The sequence below is a fragment of the Bradyrhizobium sp. 172 genome, assembly GCF_023101065.1.
In the GTDB taxonomy this organism is placed as follows: domain Bacteria; phylum Pseudomonadota; class Alphaproteobacteria; order Rhizobiales; family Xanthobacteraceae; genus Bradyrhizobium; species Bradyrhizobium canariense_D.
In genome coordinates this window covers 3,065,903-3,085,458 of record NZ_CP064701.1, presented here as the reverse complement: position 1 = coordinate 3,085,458, position 19,556 = coordinate 3,065,903, and the positions used below count along the sequence as shown (strand labels likewise).

General features: G+C 64.3%; 19 protein-coding genes. 12 read left to right on the top strand and 7 right to left on the bottom strand.

Going from position 1 to position 19,556, the window contains the following annotated elements:
• Position 1 precedes the first annotated feature (1 nt).
• The 3 genes from IVB07_RS14700 (at position 2) to IVB07_RS14690 (ending at position 3,629) form a co-directional block, all read left to right on the top strand.
• Positions 2-1,174, top strand: a complete 1,173-nt coding sequence (locus tag IVB07_RS14700; RefSeq protein WP_085351102.1) for a M20 aminoacylase family protein — start codon at positions 2-4, stop codon at positions 1,172-1,174.
• A complete protein-coding gene (locus tag IVB07_RS14695) occupies positions 1,167-2,588 on the top strand; it encodes an amidase (RefSeq protein WP_204511611.1) in 1,422 nt (473 codons plus the stop codon). Before IVB07_RS14700 ends, IVB07_RS14695 begins: the two co-directional genes overlap by 8 nt.
• Before the next feature lie 150 nt (positions 2,589-2,738).
• Positions 2,739-3,629, top strand: coding sequence for a crotonase/enoyl-CoA hydratase family protein (locus IVB07_RS14690; RefSeq protein WP_085351100.1), 891 nt, complete (start codon positions 2,739-2,741; stop codon positions 3,627-3,629).
• Between the two features lie 12 nt (positions 3,630-3,641).
• Here IVB07_RS14690 and IVB07_RS14685 read toward each other — a convergent pair whose 3' ends face one another.
• Positions 3,642-4,619 (bottom strand): NADPH:quinone oxidoreductase family protein, encoded by a 978-nt coding sequence (locus IVB07_RS14685; RefSeq protein ID WP_247299783.1) that lies wholly within the window; start codon positions 4,617-4,619, stop codon positions 3,642-3,644.
• A complete protein-coding gene (locus IVB07_RS14680; RefSeq protein WP_247299784.1) occupies positions 4,619-5,227 on the bottom strand; it encodes a 2-hydroxychromene-2-carboxylate isomerase in 609 nt (202 codons plus the stop codon). Before IVB07_RS14680 ends, IVB07_RS14685 begins: the two co-directional genes overlap by 1 nt.
• A 110-nt stretch (positions 5,228-5,337) precedes the next feature.
• Between IVB07_RS14680 and IVB07_RS14675 the strand changes: the two genes are divergently transcribed.
• Both IVB07_RS14675 and IVB07_RS14670 read left to right on the top strand, forming a co-directional pair.
• Positions 5,338-6,360: a methionine synthase gene (locus IVB07_RS14675; RefSeq protein ID WP_247767730.1), complete on the top strand. Its 1,023-nt coding sequence runs from the start codon at positions 5,338-5,340 to the stop codon at positions 6,358-6,360.
• Between the two features lie 4 nt (positions 6,361-6,364).
• Positions 6,365-6,592 carry a hypothetical protein gene (locus tag IVB07_RS14670; protein ID WP_085351097.1) on the top strand — a complete coding sequence of 76 codons (228 nt, stop codon included), beginning with the start codon at positions 6,365-6,367 and terminating at the stop codon, positions 6,590-6,592.
• Here IVB07_RS14670 and IVB07_RS14665 read toward each other — a convergent pair.
• The 3 genes from IVB07_RS14665 to IVB07_RS14655 form a co-directional block, all read right to left on the bottom strand.
• Complete coding sequence (locus IVB07_RS14665) at positions 6,589-7,206, bottom strand: hypothetical protein (RefSeq protein ID WP_026232920.1); 618 nt, start codon at positions 7,204-7,206, stop codon at positions 6,589-6,591. The two genes, IVB07_RS14670 and IVB07_RS14665, sit on opposite strands and share 4 nt — an antisense overlap.
• A gap of 107 nt (positions 7,207-7,313) precedes the next feature.
• Entirely contained in the window at positions 7,314-7,841 is a 528-nt protein-coding gene (gpt, locus tag IVB07_RS14660; RefSeq protein ID WP_007602504.1) for a xanthine phosphoribosyltransferase, read from the bottom strand.
• A 36-nt stretch (positions 7,842-7,877) separates the two neighbouring features.
• Positions 7,878-8,615 (bottom strand): molybdopterin-binding protein, encoded by a 738-nt coding sequence (locus IVB07_RS14655; RefSeq protein WP_018455305.1) that lies wholly within the window; start codon positions 8,613-8,615, stop codon positions 7,878-7,880.
• 277 nt (positions 8,616-8,892) lie between these two features.
• Here IVB07_RS14655 and IVB07_RS14650 point away from each other — a divergent pair, with 277 nt between their 5' ends.
• From IVB07_RS14650 to IVB07_RS14630, 5 genes are all read left to right on the top strand, one after another.
• On the top strand, positions 8,893-10,311 hold the full coding sequence (locus IVB07_RS14650) for a circularly permuted type 2 ATP-grasp protein (protein ID WP_018455304.1): 1,419 nt from the start codon (positions 8,893-8,895) through the stop codon (positions 10,309-10,311).
• A gap of 4 nt (positions 10,312-10,315) precedes the next feature.
• The gene (locus tag IVB07_RS14645) at positions 10,316-11,260 is read left to right on the top strand and encodes an alpha-E domain-containing protein (RefSeq protein ID WP_018455303.1); all 945 of its coding nucleotides are present in this window, start codon (positions 10,316-10,318) and stop codon (positions 11,258-11,260) included.
• Positions 11,261-11,328: 68 nt separating this feature from the next.
• Positions 11,329-12,177: a transglutaminase family protein gene (locus tag IVB07_RS14640; RefSeq protein ID WP_247299785.1), complete on the top strand. Its 849-nt coding sequence runs from the start codon at positions 11,329-11,331 to the stop codon at positions 12,175-12,177.
• Between the two features lie 122 nt (positions 12,178-12,299).
• Positions 12,300-13,058, top strand: a complete 759-nt coding sequence (locus IVB07_RS14635; protein WP_026232918.1) for a proteasome-type protease — start codon at positions 12,300-12,302, stop codon at positions 13,056-13,058.
• A gap of 26 nt (positions 13,059-13,084) precedes the next feature.
• Positions 13,085-13,843, top strand: a complete 759-nt coding sequence (locus IVB07_RS14630; RefSeq protein ID WP_247299787.1) for an SDR family oxidoreductase — start codon at positions 13,085-13,087, stop codon at positions 13,841-13,843.
• 238 nt (positions 13,844-14,081) lie between these two features.
• On the opposite strand, the gene IVB07_RS14625 is transcribed toward IVB07_RS14630, so the two are convergent.
• Positions 14,082-15,320: an MFS transporter gene (locus IVB07_RS14625; RefSeq protein WP_247361939.1), complete on the bottom strand. Its 1,239-nt coding sequence runs from the start codon at positions 15,318-15,320 to the stop codon at positions 14,082-14,084.
• Positions 15,321-15,478: 158 nt separating this feature from the next.
• On the opposite strand from IVB07_RS14625, the gene IVB07_RS14620 reads away from it, so the two are divergent.
• Both IVB07_RS14620 and IVB07_RS14615 read left to right on the top strand, forming a co-directional pair.
• Positions 15,479-16,729 (top strand): nucleoside transporter C-terminal domain-containing protein, encoded by a 1,251-nt coding sequence (locus tag IVB07_RS14620; protein WP_247767729.1) that lies wholly within the window; start codon positions 15,479-15,481, stop codon positions 16,727-16,729.
• Positions 16,730-16,831: 102 nt separating this feature from the next.
• Positions 16,832-18,958: a tetratricopeptide repeat protein gene (locus tag IVB07_RS14615; protein WP_247299790.1), complete on the top strand. Its 2,127-nt coding sequence runs from the start codon at positions 16,832-16,834 to the stop codon at positions 18,956-18,958.
• 12 nt (positions 18,959-18,970) lie between these two features.
• On the opposite strand, the gene IVB07_RS14610 is transcribed toward IVB07_RS14615, so the two are convergent.
• The gene (locus tag IVB07_RS14610) at positions 18,971-19,510 is read right to left on the bottom strand and encodes a cupin domain-containing protein (RefSeq protein WP_247299792.1); all 540 of its coding nucleotides are present in this window, start codon (positions 19,508-19,510) and stop codon (positions 18,971-18,973) included.
• Between the last annotated feature and the right edge of the window lie 46 nt (positions 19,511-19,556).

Here is a 19,556-nt window from a genome sequence, read left to right as displayed (position 1 = left end):
CATGCCCACGATCGACCGCATCGACGGCTATGCCGACGAACTCACTGCTATCAGGCGCGACCTTCACGCCCATCCGGAAATCGGCTTCGAGGAAGTGCGCACCTCCGGAATCGTCGCGGACAAGCTGAAGAGCTGGGGCATCGAGGTGCATCGCGGTCTCGGCGGCACCGGCGTGATCGGAGTCATCAAGGGCAAGGGTTCGAGCGGCAAGCGTATCGGGCTTCGCGCCGACATGGACGCGCTGCCGATGGAGGAGAACACCAATCTGAAATGGAGCTCGAAAATCCCCGGCCGCTTCCACGGCTGTGGCCATGACGGCCACACCACCATGCTGCTCGGCACCGCGCGCTACCTCGCCGAAACCAGGAACTTCGACGGCACCGTGCACCTGATCTTCCAGCCGGCCGAGGAAGGTCTCGGCGGCGCCCGCGCGATGATCAAGGACGGGCTGTTCGAGAAATTTCCCTGCGACGAACTCTACGGCCTGCACAACGCGCCCGACCTCAACCACGGCGAGATCGCGATCCTGCCCGGCCCCGCGATGGCCAGCGCCGACTTCTTCGACCTCCGCATCACTGGCTACGGCGCGCACGGTGCGATGCCCGAACGCTCCAAGGACGCGGTGATCATCGCGACCACGCTGGCGCAGGCGATCCAGACCATCGTCAGCCGCAACGTCGAGCCGCTGCAGGCCGCCGTCGTCTCGATCACGCAGATTCACGCCGGTTCGGCGTACAACGTCATCCCCGGCGAAGCGCATCTTTGCGGCACCATCCGCACTTTCTCGAAAGAAGTCCGCATCCTGATCAGCGAACGCATTCGCACGATCTGCGCCGGCATTGCGAGCGCCTATCAGTGCGTGATCGACGTCGACATCCGCGACACCTTCGATGTGCTGGTCAACCAGGTCGAGCAGTCCAAGGTGGTCGAGGAGGTCGCGCGCACCATCGTCGACCCCGCCAACGTGATCACCCGCGCCCAGCCGAAGATGGGCAGCGAGGATTTCGCCGACATGCTTCAAACCATTCCCGGCGCCTATTTCTGGGTCGGCCACGACGGCTCGGTGCCCGTGCACAATCCCGGCTTCGTGCTCGACGACAAGATCCTGCCGATCGGTGCCAGCATGTTCGCCCGGATCATCGAGACCCGGATGCCGGTGGGTGCCCATGCATAAAAAGGGTGTCGAAGAGGAAGTCACCTCGCTGCACGATCTCTCTGCGGTCGATCTGATCGCGGGCTATCGCGCCAAGCAGTTCTCGCCGAGCGAGGTGCTGGAAGACGTGCTCGCGCACGTCGCCGCGTGGGAGCCGCACCTCAAGGCGCTTTATGCATTCGATCCCGACGGCGCGCGCGAGACCGCGAAGGCCTCGACCGCGCGCTGGTCCGGGGGCGAGCCGTCCGGAGCGCTCGACGGCGTGCCGGTGACGGTGAAGGACAACATCGCGACCAAAGGCGTGCCGGTGCCGCTGGGCGCGGCCAGCGTCAAGCTCGTGCCGGCCGAGAAGGACGCACCGCCCGCCGCGCGCCTGCGCGAAGCCGGCGCGATCATCTTTGCCAAGACCACCATGCCCGATTACGGTATGCTGTCCTCGGGGCTGTCCTCCTTCCACGCGCTCGCCCGCAATCCCTGGGACCTCTCCAAGAACCCCGGCGGCTCCAGCGCCGGCGCGGGCGCCGCTGCGGCGGCTGGCTATGGTCCGCTGCATCTCGGCACCGATATCGGCGGCTCGGTCCGCCTGCCCGCGGGCTGGTGCGGCCTCGTCGGATTGAAGCCGAGCTTTGGCCGCGTGCCGATCGATCCCACCTATGTCGGCCGCGTCGCCGGCCCCATGACCCGCACCGTTGACGATTGCGCGCTGATGATGAGCGTGATCGCAAAACCCGACCGGCGCGACGGCATGAGCCTTCCAGCGGAGCCCCTCAACTGGAAGGGGCCGGAGAAATCCCCGCGCAAACTGCGCATCGGATTGATGCTCGATCCCGGCGTTGGCCTGGCGCTGGAGAAACCGGGGCGCGAGGTCGCGGTAAAGGCGGCGAAAGCGTTCGAATCCGCAGGCGCCGTCGTCACCGAGGTCGACGGCATCCTCACGCGCGAGATGCTCGACGGGCTCGACAGCTTCTGGCGCGCACGGATGTGGGACGATCTGTCCAAGCTGACGCCCGCCGAACAGGCAAAGGTGCTGCCCTACATTTTCAAGTGGGGCGAGTCCGGCGCGAAGCTCTCGGGCGTCGACGTCATCAGGGGCTTCAACCAGACCATGGCAATCCGCGCTGCGGCATCAAAGCTGTTCTGCGAGCTCGACTATGTGATCTCGCCGACCGCGCCGAACGTGAATTATCCGGCGGAGTGGGCCTCGCCGACCAACGATCCCATGAAGCCGTTCGAACACATTGCCTATACCGTGCCATGGAATATGTCGGAGAATCCGGCGATCTCCATCAACGGCGGCTTCGACGCCAAGGGTTTTCCCATCGGCGTGCAGATCGTCGGCCGCCGCTTCGACGATATCGGCGTGCTTGGCATGGCCAAGGCTTTCGAGAGCCTGCGCGGGCCGCAGAAGCCCTGGCCGAGCCCGCCGGCGAATTAGATACACTCCGTCATGGCCGGGCTTGTTGTTTAGACTGGCCATCCGCGTTCTCTTACTGGCCGCCACATGCCCAGTCCGCGCAAGACGGACGCTGGCGGCTATGCATGACGTCTCTTCGAGACAGAATTCAGGACAGGGAAGGAAACCACCATGGCGTATGAGACGATCAAATACGAGGTCGCCGAGCAGATCCTCACCATCACGCTGAACCGGCCCGACAAGCTCAACGCCTTCAACGCGCAGATGCAAGGAGAGCTGATCGACGCGTTCGACGCCGCCGACAAGGACGATGACGTCCGCGCCATCATCGTCACAGGCGCCGGTCGCGGGTTTTGCGCGGGCGCAGATCTTTCGTCGGGCGCGGACACCTTTGATCGCGACGCGCGTCGCGGACCGGTGAAGCGCTTCGCCGACGGCAAGGTCGACTACAGTGATTCCCAGGTGCGCGACGGCGGTGGCCAGGTGACACTGCGCATCTTCAAATGCCTGAAACCGGTGATTGCCGCGGTCAACGGTCCCGCGGTCGGCATCGGTGTTACCATGCAGCTCGCGATGGACATCCGCATCGCCTCCGATGCGGCGCGCTTCGGCTTCGTGTTCTCCCAGCGCGGCATCGTGCCGGAGGCGGCCTCGAGCTGGTTCCTGCCGCGCATCGTCGGCATCTCGCAGGCGCTGGAATGGTGCTATTCGGGCCGCGTCTTCCCGGCGCAGGAAGCCCTCGCAGGACGTCTCGTCAGCAAGGTCGTGGCCCCCGATGATCTGCTGCCGACCGCCCGCGCGCTCGCCAAGGAATTCGCGGCCAAGACCGCGCCGGTATCGGTGGCGCTGATCCGGCAGATGATGTGGCGCATGATGGGCGCTGACGACCCGATGGAAGCCCACAAGGTCGACAGCCGTGGCATCTACGCCCGCGGCCGCTCCGACGACGTGAAGGAAGGCGTGGTGTCGTTCCTGGAAAAGCGCCCCGCGCAGTTCAAGAACAAGGTATCGAGCGACATGCCGGATTATTTCCCGTGGTGGACTGAGCGGGAGTACAAGTGACCTTGTAGGCGCTTAGTCCATCACCAGCGCCACACGCCCGATCGCCTTGCGGTCGATCAGCAACCGCATCGCCTGCGCAAACTCCTCCAGCGGCAGGCGATGCGAGACGTTAGGGCGCAGCTTGCCCTCTTCCGCCCATGTGAGCAGCGCCCTCAGGCGCACTTCGCCAAGCGCTGGATTTTTCCGCACGGCCTCGCCGGCACGCACGCCGAGCACGCTGGCGCCTTTGATCAGCAAGAGATTGGTTTTCGCCGAGCCGATGCCGCCGGTGAAGCCGATCACCAGCAGCCGTGCGCCCCAGGCGATGCAACGCATCGAGTTTTCGAACACTTCTCCGCCGACGGGATCGAACACGACGTCGGCACCGCGCCCGTCGGTAATACGTTTGACAGCATCACGAAACGGCTCGCGATCGTAGCGCACGAGATGATCGGCGCCGCGCGCCTTGGCGACCGCGAGCTTTTCGTCGCTGGACGCCGTCGCGATCACGGTGGCACCCAGCATCTTGCCGATCTCCACGGCAGCAAGGCCCACGCCACCGCCGGCGCCATGCACCAGCAGCACCTCGCCCGGCGCAACCCGGCCGCGGTCGATCAGCGCGTGATAGGCGGTGCCGTGCCCGGCGAGATAGGTCGCGGCTTCCGCATAGTCGAACGTCGATGGCATCGGGGTGAGCTGCGACGGCGTCACCACGGCTTCATCCGTGAAGGCACCGTGTCGCATCTTGACGATGACCTTGTCGCCGAGGAAGACGCCACTCGCCTCTGCGCCGACCTCGGTCACGTCGCCGGCCGCCTCCATGCCCGGCGTGAACGGCAGCTCCGGCTTGAGCTGGTATTCGCCGGCCGCCATCAGCACGTCGGGAAAATTCAGGCCGGCGGCACGGATCGCGACGCGCACTTCGCCCGGCTTCAGCTCGCGCGACGGAAACTCTTCGAGCTGCAATTTTTCGGGCGCGCCGAGCGCGCGGCAAACGACAGCCCGCACCATCAGGCCGCGCTCGCCTTGCCGCGCAGCAGCGCCTCGCGGATCAACGGCAGGCGGTCATTGCCGAAATACATGTCGGTCTTGCCGAGAAAGATCGTCGGCGAGCCAAAGCCGCCGCGGGCGACGACTTCTTCGGTGTTGGCCTTGAGCTGATCCTTGATCCCCTGCCCCGAAATGCCCGCGAAGAATTTCTGCTCATCGACGCCGACCTTCCTGCAGATCTCCGCGAGCACTGAATCCTGCGAGATGTCCTTGTCCTCGCCCCAATAGGTCTCGAACACCGCCGTGGCGAAAGGCACCGATTCCTGCCCGAGCCAGATGCAGCCGCGCATCGCTTTCACGCTGTTCACCGGAAATACCGTCGGCGGCATCTTGATCGCGAGACTGGCCGAGCGCGACCAGTCGGCAAGGTCCTTTTTCATGTAGCGCGCCTTCAGCGGCACCGGCGTCTCACGCTGCGCGTAGACACTTGGGTTGACCGTATTGAAGATGCCGCCCACCAGGATCGGCCGCCAGATGATCTCCGCGCCAACCTCCCTGGCCAGCGGCTGGATGTTGTGGAAGGCGAGATAGGTCCAGGGGCTGGAACAGTCGAAGAAGAATTCGATCATGGCGTTTCCGGTCCGGCGCCGCCGGTTTCAAGGCGACTTTTGTTGTTCTGTACCTCGACGTTAAGACATGGCAGGAAGGGGCGCAATCATAACCCGCCGAGAGGGCCGCCATGCTGTTTCCAACCACGATCGCCGGCTCCTTGCCGAAGCCGGAATGGCTCGCCGAACCCAACATGCTCTGGGCGCCCTGGAAGTCGCAAGGCGACGAGCTCGTCCGCGCCAAGCGCGATGCGACGATGCTTGCCGTTAAAGTCCAGGAGGACGCCGGGATCGACATCGTCACTGAGGGCGAGCAGGCCCGGCAACATTTCGTCCACGGTTTCCTGGAGAAGATCGAGGGCATCGATTTCGCCCACAAGGTCGAGATGGGTATCCGCAAGGATCGCTACAAGGCGATGGTGCCGCAGGTCGTCGCCCCGCTCCGGCTGAAGAGCCGCGTCCACGCCGACGAGGCGCGTGTCGCCCGCGCGCACACGATGAAGAAGCTGAAATTCACCCTGCCCGGCCCGATGACCATCATCGACACCATTGCCGATCGCTACTATGGCGACCGCGCCAAGATGGCCTTTGCGTTCGCCGAACTGCTGAACGAGGAAGCCAAGGCGCTCCAGGCCGACGGCGTCGATCTCGTGCAGTTCGACGAGCCCGCGTTCAACGTCTACATGGACGAGGTCAACGATTGGGGCATCAAGGCGCTGGAGCGCGCCGCGCAGGGCCTGACCTGTGCCACCGCCGTGCATATTTGCTACGGCTACGGCATCAAGGCCAACACCGACTGGAAGGAAACGCTCGGCGCGCAATGGCGGCAGTACGAGCAGATATTTCCCGCGATCGACGCCAGCCCAATCCAGCAGGTCGCGATCGAGTGCCGCAACTCGAAGGTGCCGCTCGACCTGCTTGCGCTGCTCAAGACCAAGATCGTGCAGGCCGGCGTGATCGACGTCGCCAGCGACACGGTGGAGACGGCCGAGGATGTCGTGCAGGTGATCGACGCGGTGTCGAAATTCGTACCCAAGAGCAACATCATCGCCACCACCAATTGCGGCATGGCGCCGATGCGGCGCGAGATCGCCGAAGCCAAGCTGATGGCGCTCGGCGCCGGTGCCGCGCTGGCACGCGAGAAGCTGGGTTAGGGATGTGATCCGTCTGGCGTTCACCATTGCAACGCTTGCCGCGTTCGCGCTGTCGGCGCGCGCAGAGGATCGTTCCGTGCTTCTCAATTGCAAGGCAATCGTGGAGCGTGCGTCGAAGGATGCGAATGCCGCGAGCGAAGCCGAGCTGACGCGCTGCCGCCAAGTGATCCGCGAATGGGCACTGCGCGATGCGCGGACCACAGTGGATGAGCACGGCAAGCCGCTGCGCTAGCGGCGCGCGGTCCGATGCAGCACAGGTTGATATCCAGCGATGATCGCGCGCAGCGTGGAAGGCGGCGTCAACAGCAACGGGTGATCGAGGGCGCTCGGATGCAGGACGTAGCCCGCGGGTGACCACAGCAGCGCCTTGCCCTGCGCGAGGAGGAAGCAGTCATCGCCCTGTTGCACCATCGCGCCGTCAGGCAATTCCGCGAGCGGCATCGACAGCACATGCAGCCGTTTCTTGCCACGATCGAGCCGCTCCCGATGCAGTACGGCATCCATCGCCTTGGCGCTGATGCCGCGGGCATCGTTGCCCATCTCCCATGCAACGCGAAATCGCTTCGCATCGTCGCGGCGGCAGAAGAAGCAGGGCCGATGGCCGGCGGCAAAAGCCGTGGCCTCGTCGAGGAAGAACAGCTCGGTCCAGCTCCGCCGCGCCATCACCGGCCGACGCCAGCCGCGGAATTCGCACAGGCAGGTGATCCAGGCCGGCGACGACCAGCGCTTTTTCAGCAGCGTCTTCGTCGCGGGATCATGAATGATGCCGCGGTTGCCGGTGAACATGCCGCGGTGCGGTGTCGCGATGATCTCGCCGGTCGGCGTGACGCGGTTTTGCAGGGGCATGGTCGCCTCCACCGGTCATTGCGAGCGAAGCGAAGCAATCCAGAAATGCATCCTCGGAGGTAGCCTGGATTGCTTCGTTGCTTCGCTCCTCGCAATGACGGCGATAATCACGCCGCCCCGTCGCGAAGCGGCGGGTGATAGGACAGCGCGGTGTCCCAGGGGAAGAAGATCCAGGTGTCCTGCGAGACTTCGGTGATGAAGGTATCGACCAGCGGACGTCCCTTCGGCTTGGCGTAGACGGTTGCGAAATGCGCGTCGGGGAGCATCGCGCGCACCAGCTTGCCGGTCTTGCCGGTGTCGACGAGATCGTCGACGATCAGGAGCCCCTTGCCGGTGCCGCCGCCGAGCTTCATCACGTCTTCGGAGATGCCCTTCAGCACTTTAAGGTCGCCCTGCTTGTCGTGGTCGTAGCTGGCGATGCAGACCGTATCGATCACGCGCACGCCAAGCTCGCGCGCCACGATCGCCGCCGGCACAAGCCCGCCGCGGGTGATCGCGATCACCGCATGAAACGGACCAACTTCATTGAGCCGCCAGGTCAGTGCCCGGCAATCCCGGTGGAACTGGTCCCACGACACCGGAAAGGGGCGGCCCGCCCGTTCTTCCGCACTTAGTTCCGGTGCTTCACCAGCCATCGTCGTCTCCTGCTTCGTCTGCCGGCAGCTAGGTTGCTAGCGGGTGATGTTCAATCCCGCCAGCATTTCCTTCACCGCCGCCATTGCGGCTGCGAGCTTGTCCGCATCGCGCGAGCGCACCACCAGATTGGTGTTCGGCTTCTGCTCTTCATCCATGAAGGGATAGCTGCCGATGATGGTGTCGGGATGTTGGGCGGCAATCGCCCGCAGCGGGCTGCCGATGTCGCCTTCCCGCGCATTGGCGCGGACCGATTCGGAGAGCATGCGCACGCCCGATTTCAGCTTGGGCGAGACGATGTCCATCATCGCCTGCATGATCGAGGGCACGCCCGCCATCACGATGACATTGCCGATCTTGAAGCCGGGAGCGAGGATGGTCGCGCTCTGGATCAGCTCGGCACCATCAGGAATGCGGGCCATGCGCAGGCGGGCCTCGTTGAGGTCCTGCTCGCTCCAGCGCTCGCGGAAACGGGCGACCACCTCCGGGTGATGGTCGATGCCGACGCCGAACGCCTTGGCGACGCTATCAGCGGTGATGTCGTCATGGGTCGGCCCGATGCCACCTGTGGTGAAGACATAGGTGTAGCGATGCCGCAGTGCATCCAACGCGGCAATGATGTCGGACTCGTCGTCGGAGACGACCCGGACCTCCTTCAGGTCGATGCCGATATTGGTCAGGTATTCGGCGATGAAGCCGATGTTCTTGTCCTTGGTCCGGCCGGACAGGATTTCGTCCCCAATGACCAGAATACCCGCCGTGACGATCTCGCTCATACCTCAAGTCCCTCACCTATCGGCCCGACTTTGCCGAGGTAACGCGTTGAAGTCACGCGGTTTTGCTGCCGAAATAAGCAGTCCTCAGCCATTTTTTCAGGCAAGCCGCCGGCCATCCCCGGCAAATGTCCTCTCCCCATGCTTATCGCGCTGGCCCGGCCCTTGCTACCGCATGAAAGTCATGCACTCTTGCCGCATGGCCAGGACGTTGCGGTCTTCACCAGGGCCTCGCGACCTGTCGAATGGCGCAACGCCTTGCGGAGACAAGTCGGGATCTATGGCAGTCGCGTTTGATGAAATGAACATTCCCGGTGGGGACCTTCGGCCCGCCTATCAGGAGCTGGCGCGCTGGCTCAAGGAGACGCCTCCCGAGGCGCTCGAATATCGCCGCCAGGAGGCCGAGCTCCTCTTCCGCCGCATCGGCATTACCTTCGCGGTCTATGGCGACTCCGAGTCCACGGAGCGCCTGATCCCCTTCGACGTGATCCCGCGGATCATGTCCGGCAAGGAATGGGCGCTGCTGGAGAGGGGCCTGAAGCAGCGCGTGCGCGCGCTCAACATGTTCCTGCGCGACATCTATCACGGCCGCGATATCCTCCGTGCCGAGATCGTGCCCGACGACCTCATCTTTCAGAACCCGGTCTTCCGTCCCGAGATGAACGGCCAGCAGGTGCCGCACGACGTCTACGTGCACATCGCCGGCATCGACATCGTCCGGGTCGATGCCGAGGACTTCATCGTGCTGGAGGACAATGCACGCACGCCCTCGGGCGTGTCCTACATGCTGGAAAACCGCGAGATCATGATGCGGCTGTTTCCGGACCTGTTCGCCCGCCACAGGGTGGCGCCGGTCGAACGCTATCCGGACGAGCTGCTATCCGCCCTGCGCTCGGTGGCGCCGCAAAGCGCCTCCGGCGAGCCGACCGTCGCGTTGCTCACGCCGGGCGTCTACAACTCGGCCTATTACGAGCACTCCTTCCTCGCCGACAAGCTCGGTATCGAGCTGGTCGAGGGCCGTGACCTCATCGTCAAGAACAACGAAGTGTTCATGCGGACGACCGAGGGCGTGAAACGGGTCGACGTGATCTACCGCCGCGTCGACGACGACTACCTCGATCCCCTCACCTTCCGCCCCGACTCCGCCCTCGGCGTGCCCGGGCTGATGTCGGCCTATGCGGCCGGCAACATTACGCTCGCCAACGCGGTCGGCACCGGCATCGCCGACGACAAGGCGATCTACTCCTACATGCCGGACATCGTAAAATTCTACCTCGGCGAGGAGCCGATCCTGAAGAACGTGCAGACCTGGCGCTGCCGCGAGCCGAAGGACCTCGCCTATGTGCTGGACCATCTGAGCGAGCTCGTCGTGAAGGAGGTGCATGGCTCCGGCGGCTACGGCATGCTGATCGGCCCTGCCGCGACCAAGGCGACGATCGAAGCCTTCCGCGAGAAGCTCAAGCGCGAGCCCGAGGGCTTCATTGCGCAGCCGACGCTGGCGCTCTCGACCTGCCCGACCTGCACGGCATCCGGCCTTGCGCCCCGCCACGTCGACCTGCGACCGTTCGTGCTCACCGGCAGCAAGAGCACCACGATCGTGCCCGGCGGGTTGACACGCGTTGCCCTGAAGGAAGGCTCCCTGGTGGTGAATTCGAGCCAGGGCGGCGGCACCAAAGATACCTGGATCCTGGACGAGTAGAGAGATGCTGTCGCGTACCGCCGAAAACCTCTATTGGCTCGCCCGCTACGTCGAACGGGCCGAGTATCTTGCGCGCACCATCGATGCGACGCTGCGCGTCACCGCGCTTCCCGCCGCCTATATCGGCAAGACCAACGAATGGGACTCGGCGCTTTTGACCGCCGGCGTCGCCGCAAGCTTCTATCAGCAGTACGAAGAAGCCAACGAGCGCAACGTCGTGGATTATCTCTCGTTCTCGGCGGATAATCCGTCCTCGATCAGGAATTGCATCGAGGCCGCGCGGCTGAATTCGCGCTCGGTGCGCACAGCGCTGACGAGCGAGATGTGGGATACCATCAACTCGGCCTGGATCGAGTTGCAGGAGGTCTGGAGCAGAGGGACCTCCACGCGCGAGGATCTCGCAAAGTTCCTGCGCTTCGTGCAGGAGACCTCGCTGCGCTTCGACGGCTCGGCCTACCGGACCATGTTGCGCAACGACGCCTACTGGTTCTCGCGGATGGGCCTGCATCTCGAACGCGCCGACAACACTGCGCGCATTCTCGACGTGAAATACCATGTGCTGCTGCCCGAGGAGGAGCATGTCGGCGGCCCGCTCGATTTCTACCAATGGACCTCGATCCTGCGCTCGGTCTCGGCGCTGACGGCCTATCACTGGGTCTATCGCGAGACGCTGAAACCCTGGCTGATCGCGGACCTCTTGATCCTCAACGATTCGCTGCCGCGTTCACTGGCGAGCTGCTACGGCAACCTCGTGCGCAATCTCGATCAGATCGGGGTAGCCTATGGCCGCCAGGGTCCGGCCCAGCGCCATGCCCGCGGCATCCGCAACCGGCTGGAACACAGCAATATGAACGACATTTTCCAGCATGGCGTGCATGAATTCATTCAGGAATTCATCTTGGACAATTCCAGGCTGGGCGAAATCATCACGAAGCAGTATTTGATCTGATACTGCTGTCATTCCGGGGACGCCCGCAGGGCTAGCCCGGATCGATGACGCTAGAACAACGGTCCACCATGCGCCTGCGAATCCTGCACACCACGACCTATCGCTACGAGCCGCAGGCCACGAGCGTGATCCAGATCCTGCGCATGACGCCCGGCAGCCATGACGGGCAATATGTGGCGGAGTGGCAGATCGACGTGTCGACCGACACCAAGCTCGACACGCACGAGGACGCGTTCGGCAACGTCACCCACGTGCTGTCCTGCGGACCGGTCGGCGACATCAAGATCACCGCCGAGGGCCTGATCGAGACCCACGACACCGGCGGCGTTCTGCGCGGCGCCGACGAGCGCTTTCCGGCCGGCATGTTCTTGCGGGCCACCGACCTTACCACGGTCAATCCCGCGATGAATGCGGTCGCGCGCCAGCTGCGCAGCGAGGCCGAGAGCGACACGCTGGGCTTCCTGCACACGCTGATGACGCAAATCAGCGATCACATGACCTTCGACGAGGACCCGACCAACAGCGGCACGTCGGCGGCGGAAGCGTTCACGCTCAAGCGCGGCGTCTGCCAGGACTACGCGCACATCTTCATCGCCTGCGCCCGCAGCGGCGGCGTGCCGGCGCGCTTCGTCTCCGGCCATTTCCTGCGCTCCGACGGCACGGTGCATCAGGACGCGGGCCATGCTTGGGCGGAGGCCTATGTCGACGGTCTCGGCTGGGTCGGCTTCGATCCCGCCAACAGCATCTGCGCCACCGACGCCCATGTCCGCGTCGCGATCGGGCTCGATTATCTCGGCGCCGCCCCCGTACGCGGCACCCGCTATGGCGGCGGCGCGGAGACGCTGTCGGTGGCGGTCAAGGTCCAGCAGGCCGGCCGTGGCGGCCAGTCGCAATCGCAGTCCCAGCGGCAGAGCTGAGCCGCGCCCCGCGCGCCCCTCACCCACGGTCTGTTTCCACCCTGCCGCCCCGCGGCAATCGGGGGTTGGAGCGGCCGTTGAAATTGGCTAGTAATCCGCGCAAACGCGTTCGGGGACAGGAAATGACCTATTGTTGCGGAATTCTGGTTCGGGACGGTCTGGTGATGATCGCCGACACCCGCACCAATGCCGGCCTCGACAACGTCTCGACCTTCCGCAAGCTCCACATCTTCTCCAAGCCCGGCGATCGCATCATGGCAATTGCCAGCGCCGGCAACCTCGCCATCAGCCAGTCGGTGCTCTCGACGCTGACCGAGGGCCTCGAAGACCCCGACACCGGTGAGATCGAGACGCTGATGAACGCGCCGACCATGTTCCAGGCCGCCCAGCGCATTGGCCGGGCGATCCGGGCCGTGCACGCGACCGAGGGCCCCGCACTGAGGTCTGAGGACGTATCGTTCGACGTGTCCTTCCTGTTCGGGGGCCAGATCAACGGCGCGCGCATGCGCCTGTTCATGGTCTACACCGCCGGCAATTTCATCGAATGCACCACCGACACACCCTATCTGCAGATCGGGGAGCACAAATACGGCAAGCCGGTGCTCGACCGCGCCATGCATTACGACGTCGAACTCTACGAGGCGCTGAAGACCGGGCTGATCTCGATGGATTCGACCATGCGCTCGAATCTCGGCGTCGGCCTGCCGATCGACGTTCTGGTGGTGCGCGCCGACGCCTGCGAGGCCGACCTCAACCACCGCATCGAGGCGGGCGAGCCCTATTTCCACGATTTGCGCTCGCGCTGGTCGGCGGCCTTGCGCGCCGCGCATCAGAACATTCCGCGGCCGCCCTACAAGAACGAAAAAGAATCCAAAACCTGACAGATCAAGAGAAAAGGCAGGAAACGATGAGTGAAGCGAAAAAGATCGCAGTGGTGACGGGCGCTGGCACTGGAGTCGGGCGCGCGGCGTCACTGGCGCTGATGAACACAGGCTTCACCGTGGTGCTGGTCGGGCGCCGGCCCGAGATGCTCGAGGAGACGGCCAAGCTCGGCCCCGCCGGAAAGAGCCTCTGCATCACCGCCGACATGACCAAGCCGGACTCGATCGCCGCGCTGTTCGACAAGGTCAAGGCCACCTATGGCCGGCTCGACGTGCTCTTCAACAATGCCGGGATGGGCGCACCGCCGGTGAATTTCGAGGATCTCAGCCTCGAGCAGTGGCAGGCGGTGGTGAACACCAACCTCACCGGACCGTTCCTGTGCACCCAGCACGCCTTCCGCATCATGAAGGACCAGACCCCGCGCGGCGGCCGCATCATCAACAACGGCTCGATCTCGGCGCATGCGCCGCGGCCATTCTCGGCGGCCTATACCTCGACCAAGCACGCCATCACCGGCCTCACCAAGGCGTCCAACCTCGACGGGCGCATGTACGACATCGCGGTTGGCCAGGTCGACATCGGCAATGCCGCAACGCCCATGACCGACCGCATGGTCAACGGTCCCGGCGTGCTGCAGCCCGACGGCACGTCGAAGCAGGAGCCGCGCATGGACGCGAAGGCGGTCGGCGATGCCGTCGCCTACATGGCCGGCCTGCCGCTCGATGCCAACGTGCTGACCATGACGGTCATGGCAACCAAGATGCCGTTCGTGGGACGCGGCTGAACAAAAAACGCGAAAACAACCCCATGCACAGTAGGCGGCATGGGGTTGCAGCCTCGCTCCGCAAGCGGACGTGAAGTCGGCTAAATCTCCGCACTGCTTCAACAATCGTCATTGCGAGCGCAGCGAAGCAATCTAGACTACCACCGCGGCAAGATTCTGGATTGCTTCGTCGCGCCAGCGCAAAATTACTTCACAATTTGTCGCGGGCTCCTCGCAATGACGGGGAGAGAGCGAGCTCCTACTCCAAACTCTCCACCCGGCGCAGACTCGGAAACAGCTTCATCCACAACAGCGCCACCGCAACCGTGCAGACGCCGCCCAGCACGGCTGCCGGCATCGCGCCGAACAGTGCGGCAGCCACCCCGCTCTCGAACTGGCCGAGTTGGTTGGAGGCGTTGATGAAGAGGAAGTTCACCGCACCGACCCGGCCACGCATCTCGTCGGGCGTCGCGAGCTGCACCAGCGAGAAGCGGATCACGACGCTGATCGTATCGGCCGCGCCGAGAACGGCGAGCGCGAGCACCGAGAGCCACATCCAGGACGACAGCGCGAACACGATCGTTGCGACGCCGAACACGATCACTGCCTGCAACATGCGCAGGCCCACATGCCGCGAAATGGCGTGACGGGCCAGCACCATGGTCATCAGCAGCGCGCCGACCGCGGGCGCGGCGCGGAGGATTCCGAGTCCCATCGGACCGGTCTGGAGGATGTCGCGGGCATAGATCGGCAGAAGCGCCGTGACGCCGCCGAACAGCACCGCGAACAGATCGAGCGAGATGGTGCCGAGGATCGCCGGATTGCCGCGGATGAAGCGGACGCCGGCGAAGATATTGTCGGCTCCCGCGATATCCTTGGCGATCGCCTGCGGGCGCGGCCGGATGAAGCCGGTCAGGATCATCCCGAAGATCCAGAACAGCACCATCACCGCGTAGGCGAGATGCGGCGCAACCGCGTAGGCAAAACCGCCTAGCGCCGGACCGGTAATGGTCGCGACCTGCGCCGCACCGCTGGAGACGGCGGTGGCGCGCTGGAGCGAGCCCTGCGGCGCGATCGCCGGCAGCAGCGCCGCGGTGGTCGGGCTCTCGAACGCGCCGGCAATGCCGAGCACGAAGGTGGCCACGAAAATCTGAACTTCGCTGACCAAGCCGAGATAGGTGATGACGCCGAGATAGAGCGCGGTCGCTGCTTCCACGAGTTGGCAGAGCTGGACCACGCGCTTGCGCTCGTAGCGGTCGGCGGCATGGCCGGCGATGAACACCAGCAGCGCCGTGGGCAGGAATTGCACGAGGCCGACCATGCCGAGATCGAAGGCCGAGCCGGTGAGATCGTAGATCTGCCAGCCGATCGCGACCGCCGCAATCTGGCTGGAGAAACGCGACAGGCTGCGCGAGAGCAGAAAGAACAGAAAGGCGCGATGGGAGAGGAGCGCGCGGGCACTGACCGGCGGGTTTCCCGATATGGGCTGGTCTGGCATCGCCTCTTCGGTCACGCTCGGGCTATCCGGCTCCTGATGTCGACGTGCTCCGCGTGGCTGACGCGGACCTGCTTGTCAACAGCGAGACGCTTCGACAATCTCCCGGCATTGCGTTTGCAACGCAGGGGTGGCCATAATCATCGGGGTTTGGGGACATCATGCTGCGGCTGCAATCGGCACTCGGCGTTTTCGCATTGCTGTTGATCGCCTTGGTCCTGAGCGAGAATCGCCGCGCGGCCTCGCTGCGCCAGGCGGCGATCGGCCTCGTCGCCACCTTCGTCACCGCGATCGTTCTCCTGAAGGTGCCCGTCGTCGCGCGCGCGTTCGGTGCCATCAACGACGCGGTGGGCGCGATCTCGGCGGCCTCGCGCGCCGGCTCCTCCTTCGTGTTCGGCTATGTCGGCGGCGGTCCCCTGCCCTTCGACCTGAAAGCACCGGGTGCCGATTTCGTCCTGGCGTTCCAGGCGCTGCCGATCGTGCTGGTCATGAGCGTGCTGACGACGCTCTTGTTCTATTGGCGCGTGCTGCCGCCGGTCGTGCGCGGCATGGCCTGGCTGCTGGAGCGGACGCTCGGCGTCGGCGGCGCGGTCGGACTCTCGACCGCCGCCAAAATCTTTCTCGGCATGGTCGAGGCGCCGCTGTTCGTGCGGCCTTATCTCGCGCAAATGACCCGCAGCGAGTTGTTCCTGGTGATGACCGGCGGCATGGCCGGCATCGCCGGCACGGTGCTGGTGCTGTATGCGACGCTCCTTGCTCCCCTCATTCCCGACGCAGCCGCCCATTTCGTCATCGCCTCGGTGCTGGGTGCCCCGGCCGCGATCCTGGTCAGCCTCATCATGGTGCCGGAGACATCCGACAAGCGCACCGGCGGCGCGCTGGAGGCTCCCGAGATGGAGGTCTCCAGCACGATGGACGCGATCGTGAAAGGGACGGGCGCGGGGATCGAGCTGCTGATCAACATCGTCGCCATGCTGCTGGTGCTGGTGGCGCTGGTCTATCTCGTCAATGCGATCCTCGGCCTGCTGCCTGATGTCGGCGGCGCTGCGATCTCGTTGCAGCGCCTGCTCGGCCTCGTGATGGCGCCGGTGTGCTGGCTCATGGGATTGCCGTGGGACCAGGCGATCACCGCCGGCAGCCTGATGGGCACGAAAACCGTGCTGAACGAGCTGATCGCCTATGTCGACTTCTCGAAGCTGCCGCCCGGCACGCTCGATCCGCGCTCGCGCCTGATCATGCTCTATGCGATGTGCGGCTTCGCCAATTTCGCCAGCCTCGGCATCATGATCGGCGGTCTCGGCGTGATGGCGCCGGAACGGCGCGAGGAAATCAATGCGCTCGGGCTGAAGTCGATCGTGTCGGGAACGCTGACGACGTGCCTGATGGGAGCAGTGGTGGGGGTGTTGACGTGAAGCTTGTGTGAGGCTGGCGCCCTCGCAGCTCCGATGGGGCGCAGCGCAATCGCGACAACCTTCCATGTTAATCTCTTCAGGAGATTCGGCTGGAATTGATTCATGAGCAACAGCGCAGGCCAGCGGGCATTTCAAAATGCCCGGCTTCAGAAACGGCAAAAAGCCGAGCTAGGGCCGTTGCTCGCGCGCGCCCTCCAGCTGCACAAGGCGGGACTTCTCCCCGAGGCCAAGACGGCCTATCGCGAACTCCTGGAGCTTGCGCCCGACCAATTCATCGCGCTGCATTTGCTGGGCGCTTTGGAGTCTGAAGCCAAAAACTATCGGCAGGCGCAAGTTTTGCTGAGCCGAGCGGTGGCCTTGGATCCGCGATCTGCCGAAGCCCATATGAGCCTGGGCGTCGCGCTCAACGGGCTGAAACGTCACAATGAGGCCCGCGAGAGCTATCGGAAGGCCCTCGCCCTTCGCCCCAACTACGCCTTGGCCCTGTCCAATCTCGGCAACGCAAGCGCGGCCCTTGAACTTTACCAGGAAGCGCTCGAGAGCTACGACAAGGCGCTCGCAATCGACGGAAGACTTTCCGAAGCCCATAACGGCCGGGGTTGGGCGCTCTGCCGTGTGCGCGCCTATGACGAAGCGATCGCAAGCTTAAACCGCGCGCTATCGATCAAGCCTGACTACGCCTCGGCGCTGTCGACCCGCGCCGTTGCATTGCGGGAGCTTCAGCGATTTGACGAAGCCATGGCGGATTGCAATCGCGCAATCGCCCTCGCACCCGACGACGCGAATGGATGGCTCTGGCGGGCCAGTATCTTGCTCCTGACCCGGCAAGTTGCCGAAGCATTGTCCGATTGCGAGAAGGCTCTCGCGGCCGATCCCGGCTTCTCTCAGGCCCACAGCCTGCTCGGCCAATGTCTCGCGGCACTTGGCCGGGTCGACGAAGCCCTCGCCAGTTTCGACAGAGCTCTCGACATCGAGCCTGATCAGAGCACGATCTCCAGCAAGATATTCACCCTCGATTTCATGGCCGACGCCAGCGTTGCGCAGCATCAGCAAGCGCGACATGTATGGTGGGAGCAGATCGGTGCGAAGATCGCCTCAGCAGCGGCGGGATCGCATGAGAACAGCCGCGATCCGGATCGCCGTCTGGTGCTGGGTTATGTCTCGTCGGATTTTCACACACATTCAGCGGCGTTCATTTTCGAGCCGGTCCTGCAGCACCATGATCGGGCACAGTTCGAGATCGTGTGCTACGCTTGTTCACCGAAAACGGATGCGACGACCAGCGAGTTTCAGGGGATCGCCGATCGCTGGCGCGACGCCTCGCAATGGTCCGACGATCGCCTCGCCGCTCAGATCCGCGCCGACGGCGTCGATATCCTGATCGATCTGTCCGGCCACACCAGCGGAAACCGCCTCGGTGTGTTTGCGCGCAAACCGGCACCTGTTCAGGCGCATGGCTGGGGCCATGGTACCGGGACCGGGTTGCCAACCATCGATTATCTATTCTCGGACCCGGTCGCGATTCCTGCCGCGGTTCGGCATCTGTTTGCGGAGACCATCGTTGACCTGCCGTGCTTTGTGACGCTGGCGCCGCTGCCACCCGGGATTGCGCGGGCGCCGACGCCGGCGCTCGCGAACGGCTTCATCACATTCGGTGTCTTCAACCGCATCAGCAAGATTTCGAACGAGGCGGTGGAAGTCTGGTCTAGGATTCTCGAGCGGGTGCCGGGTTCGCGACTGCTGATCAAGGATACTGCACTGGACGCTCAGCTGGTCCGCGACAATCTGCTGGCGCGGTTTGCCGCTTGCCGGTTGCCGGCCGAACGCGTCGATCTGCTCGGAGCCACGTCGCGAGACGAACATCTGGCAACGTTCAATCGCGTCGATATTGGCCTCGACCCATTCCCGCAGAATGGCGGCGTCAGCACGTGGGAAGCCTTGCAGATGGGCGTGCCGGTGGTGGCGAAGCTCGGTCACAGCCTGCCGAGCCGTGCTGCCGGCTCCATCCTCACCGCGCTGGGCCTGCCGGAGTGGGTCGCGGACAGCGATGAGGCCTATGTCGAAATCGCAGCGAGCCGTGGGTTGCAGATCGGCGAGCTCGATAAGTTGCGCGGCGAACTGCCCGGACAGATCAGGGCTGCCGCCGCCGGCAACCCAATCTCATACGTGCAAGCGGTGGACGATGCCTATCGCGCGATGTGGAAACGCTATTGCAACGACGGCGGCTGATCTCCGCCTCGCCTACGCCTTAAACTCCACGGTCCTGAACTCCGCCGGCAGGATCACCTCCAGCAGCTCGACGTCGTCCGAATAGTCCAGGATCATGTGCTTGATCTTCGGCGGCTGGGTCCAGGCGCTACCTTCTTTCATCAGCGTCTCGCCCACTCCGTCCATATAGGTCTTCACCCAGCCCTTGAGCACGTAGACCATCTGGAATTCGACGTCGTGAAAGTGCAGCTTCGACACTTCGTCCGGATTGCAGGGGCCTTGCAGCCGGATCACGTGCGCCTGCGCGAGGCCGTGGCTGGCGGCGGCGATGCCGAGGTCGCGATATTTCGCGTAGGTACGCAGACCGTCGGCTTTGAAGTCTTCCTCGCGGTGATGGCTGATCGCAATGCGCTGCTTGGGCCGCGCCGGTTTCTTGGCGGATGACTTTGCCGTTGTCGTGGGGGCTTTTGCCTTCACCGCCGTGCGCGCCGTGGATCGTGCTGCGGGTTTGGCCCCGCTACGCCTCTTCACCGCGGCTTGCGATGCGCTGCGCGATTTTGCTTTCTTGGCCATGGGCGGCCTCCCCTGTTGTTATGGGGAGAGGCTAGCACAGAATGCG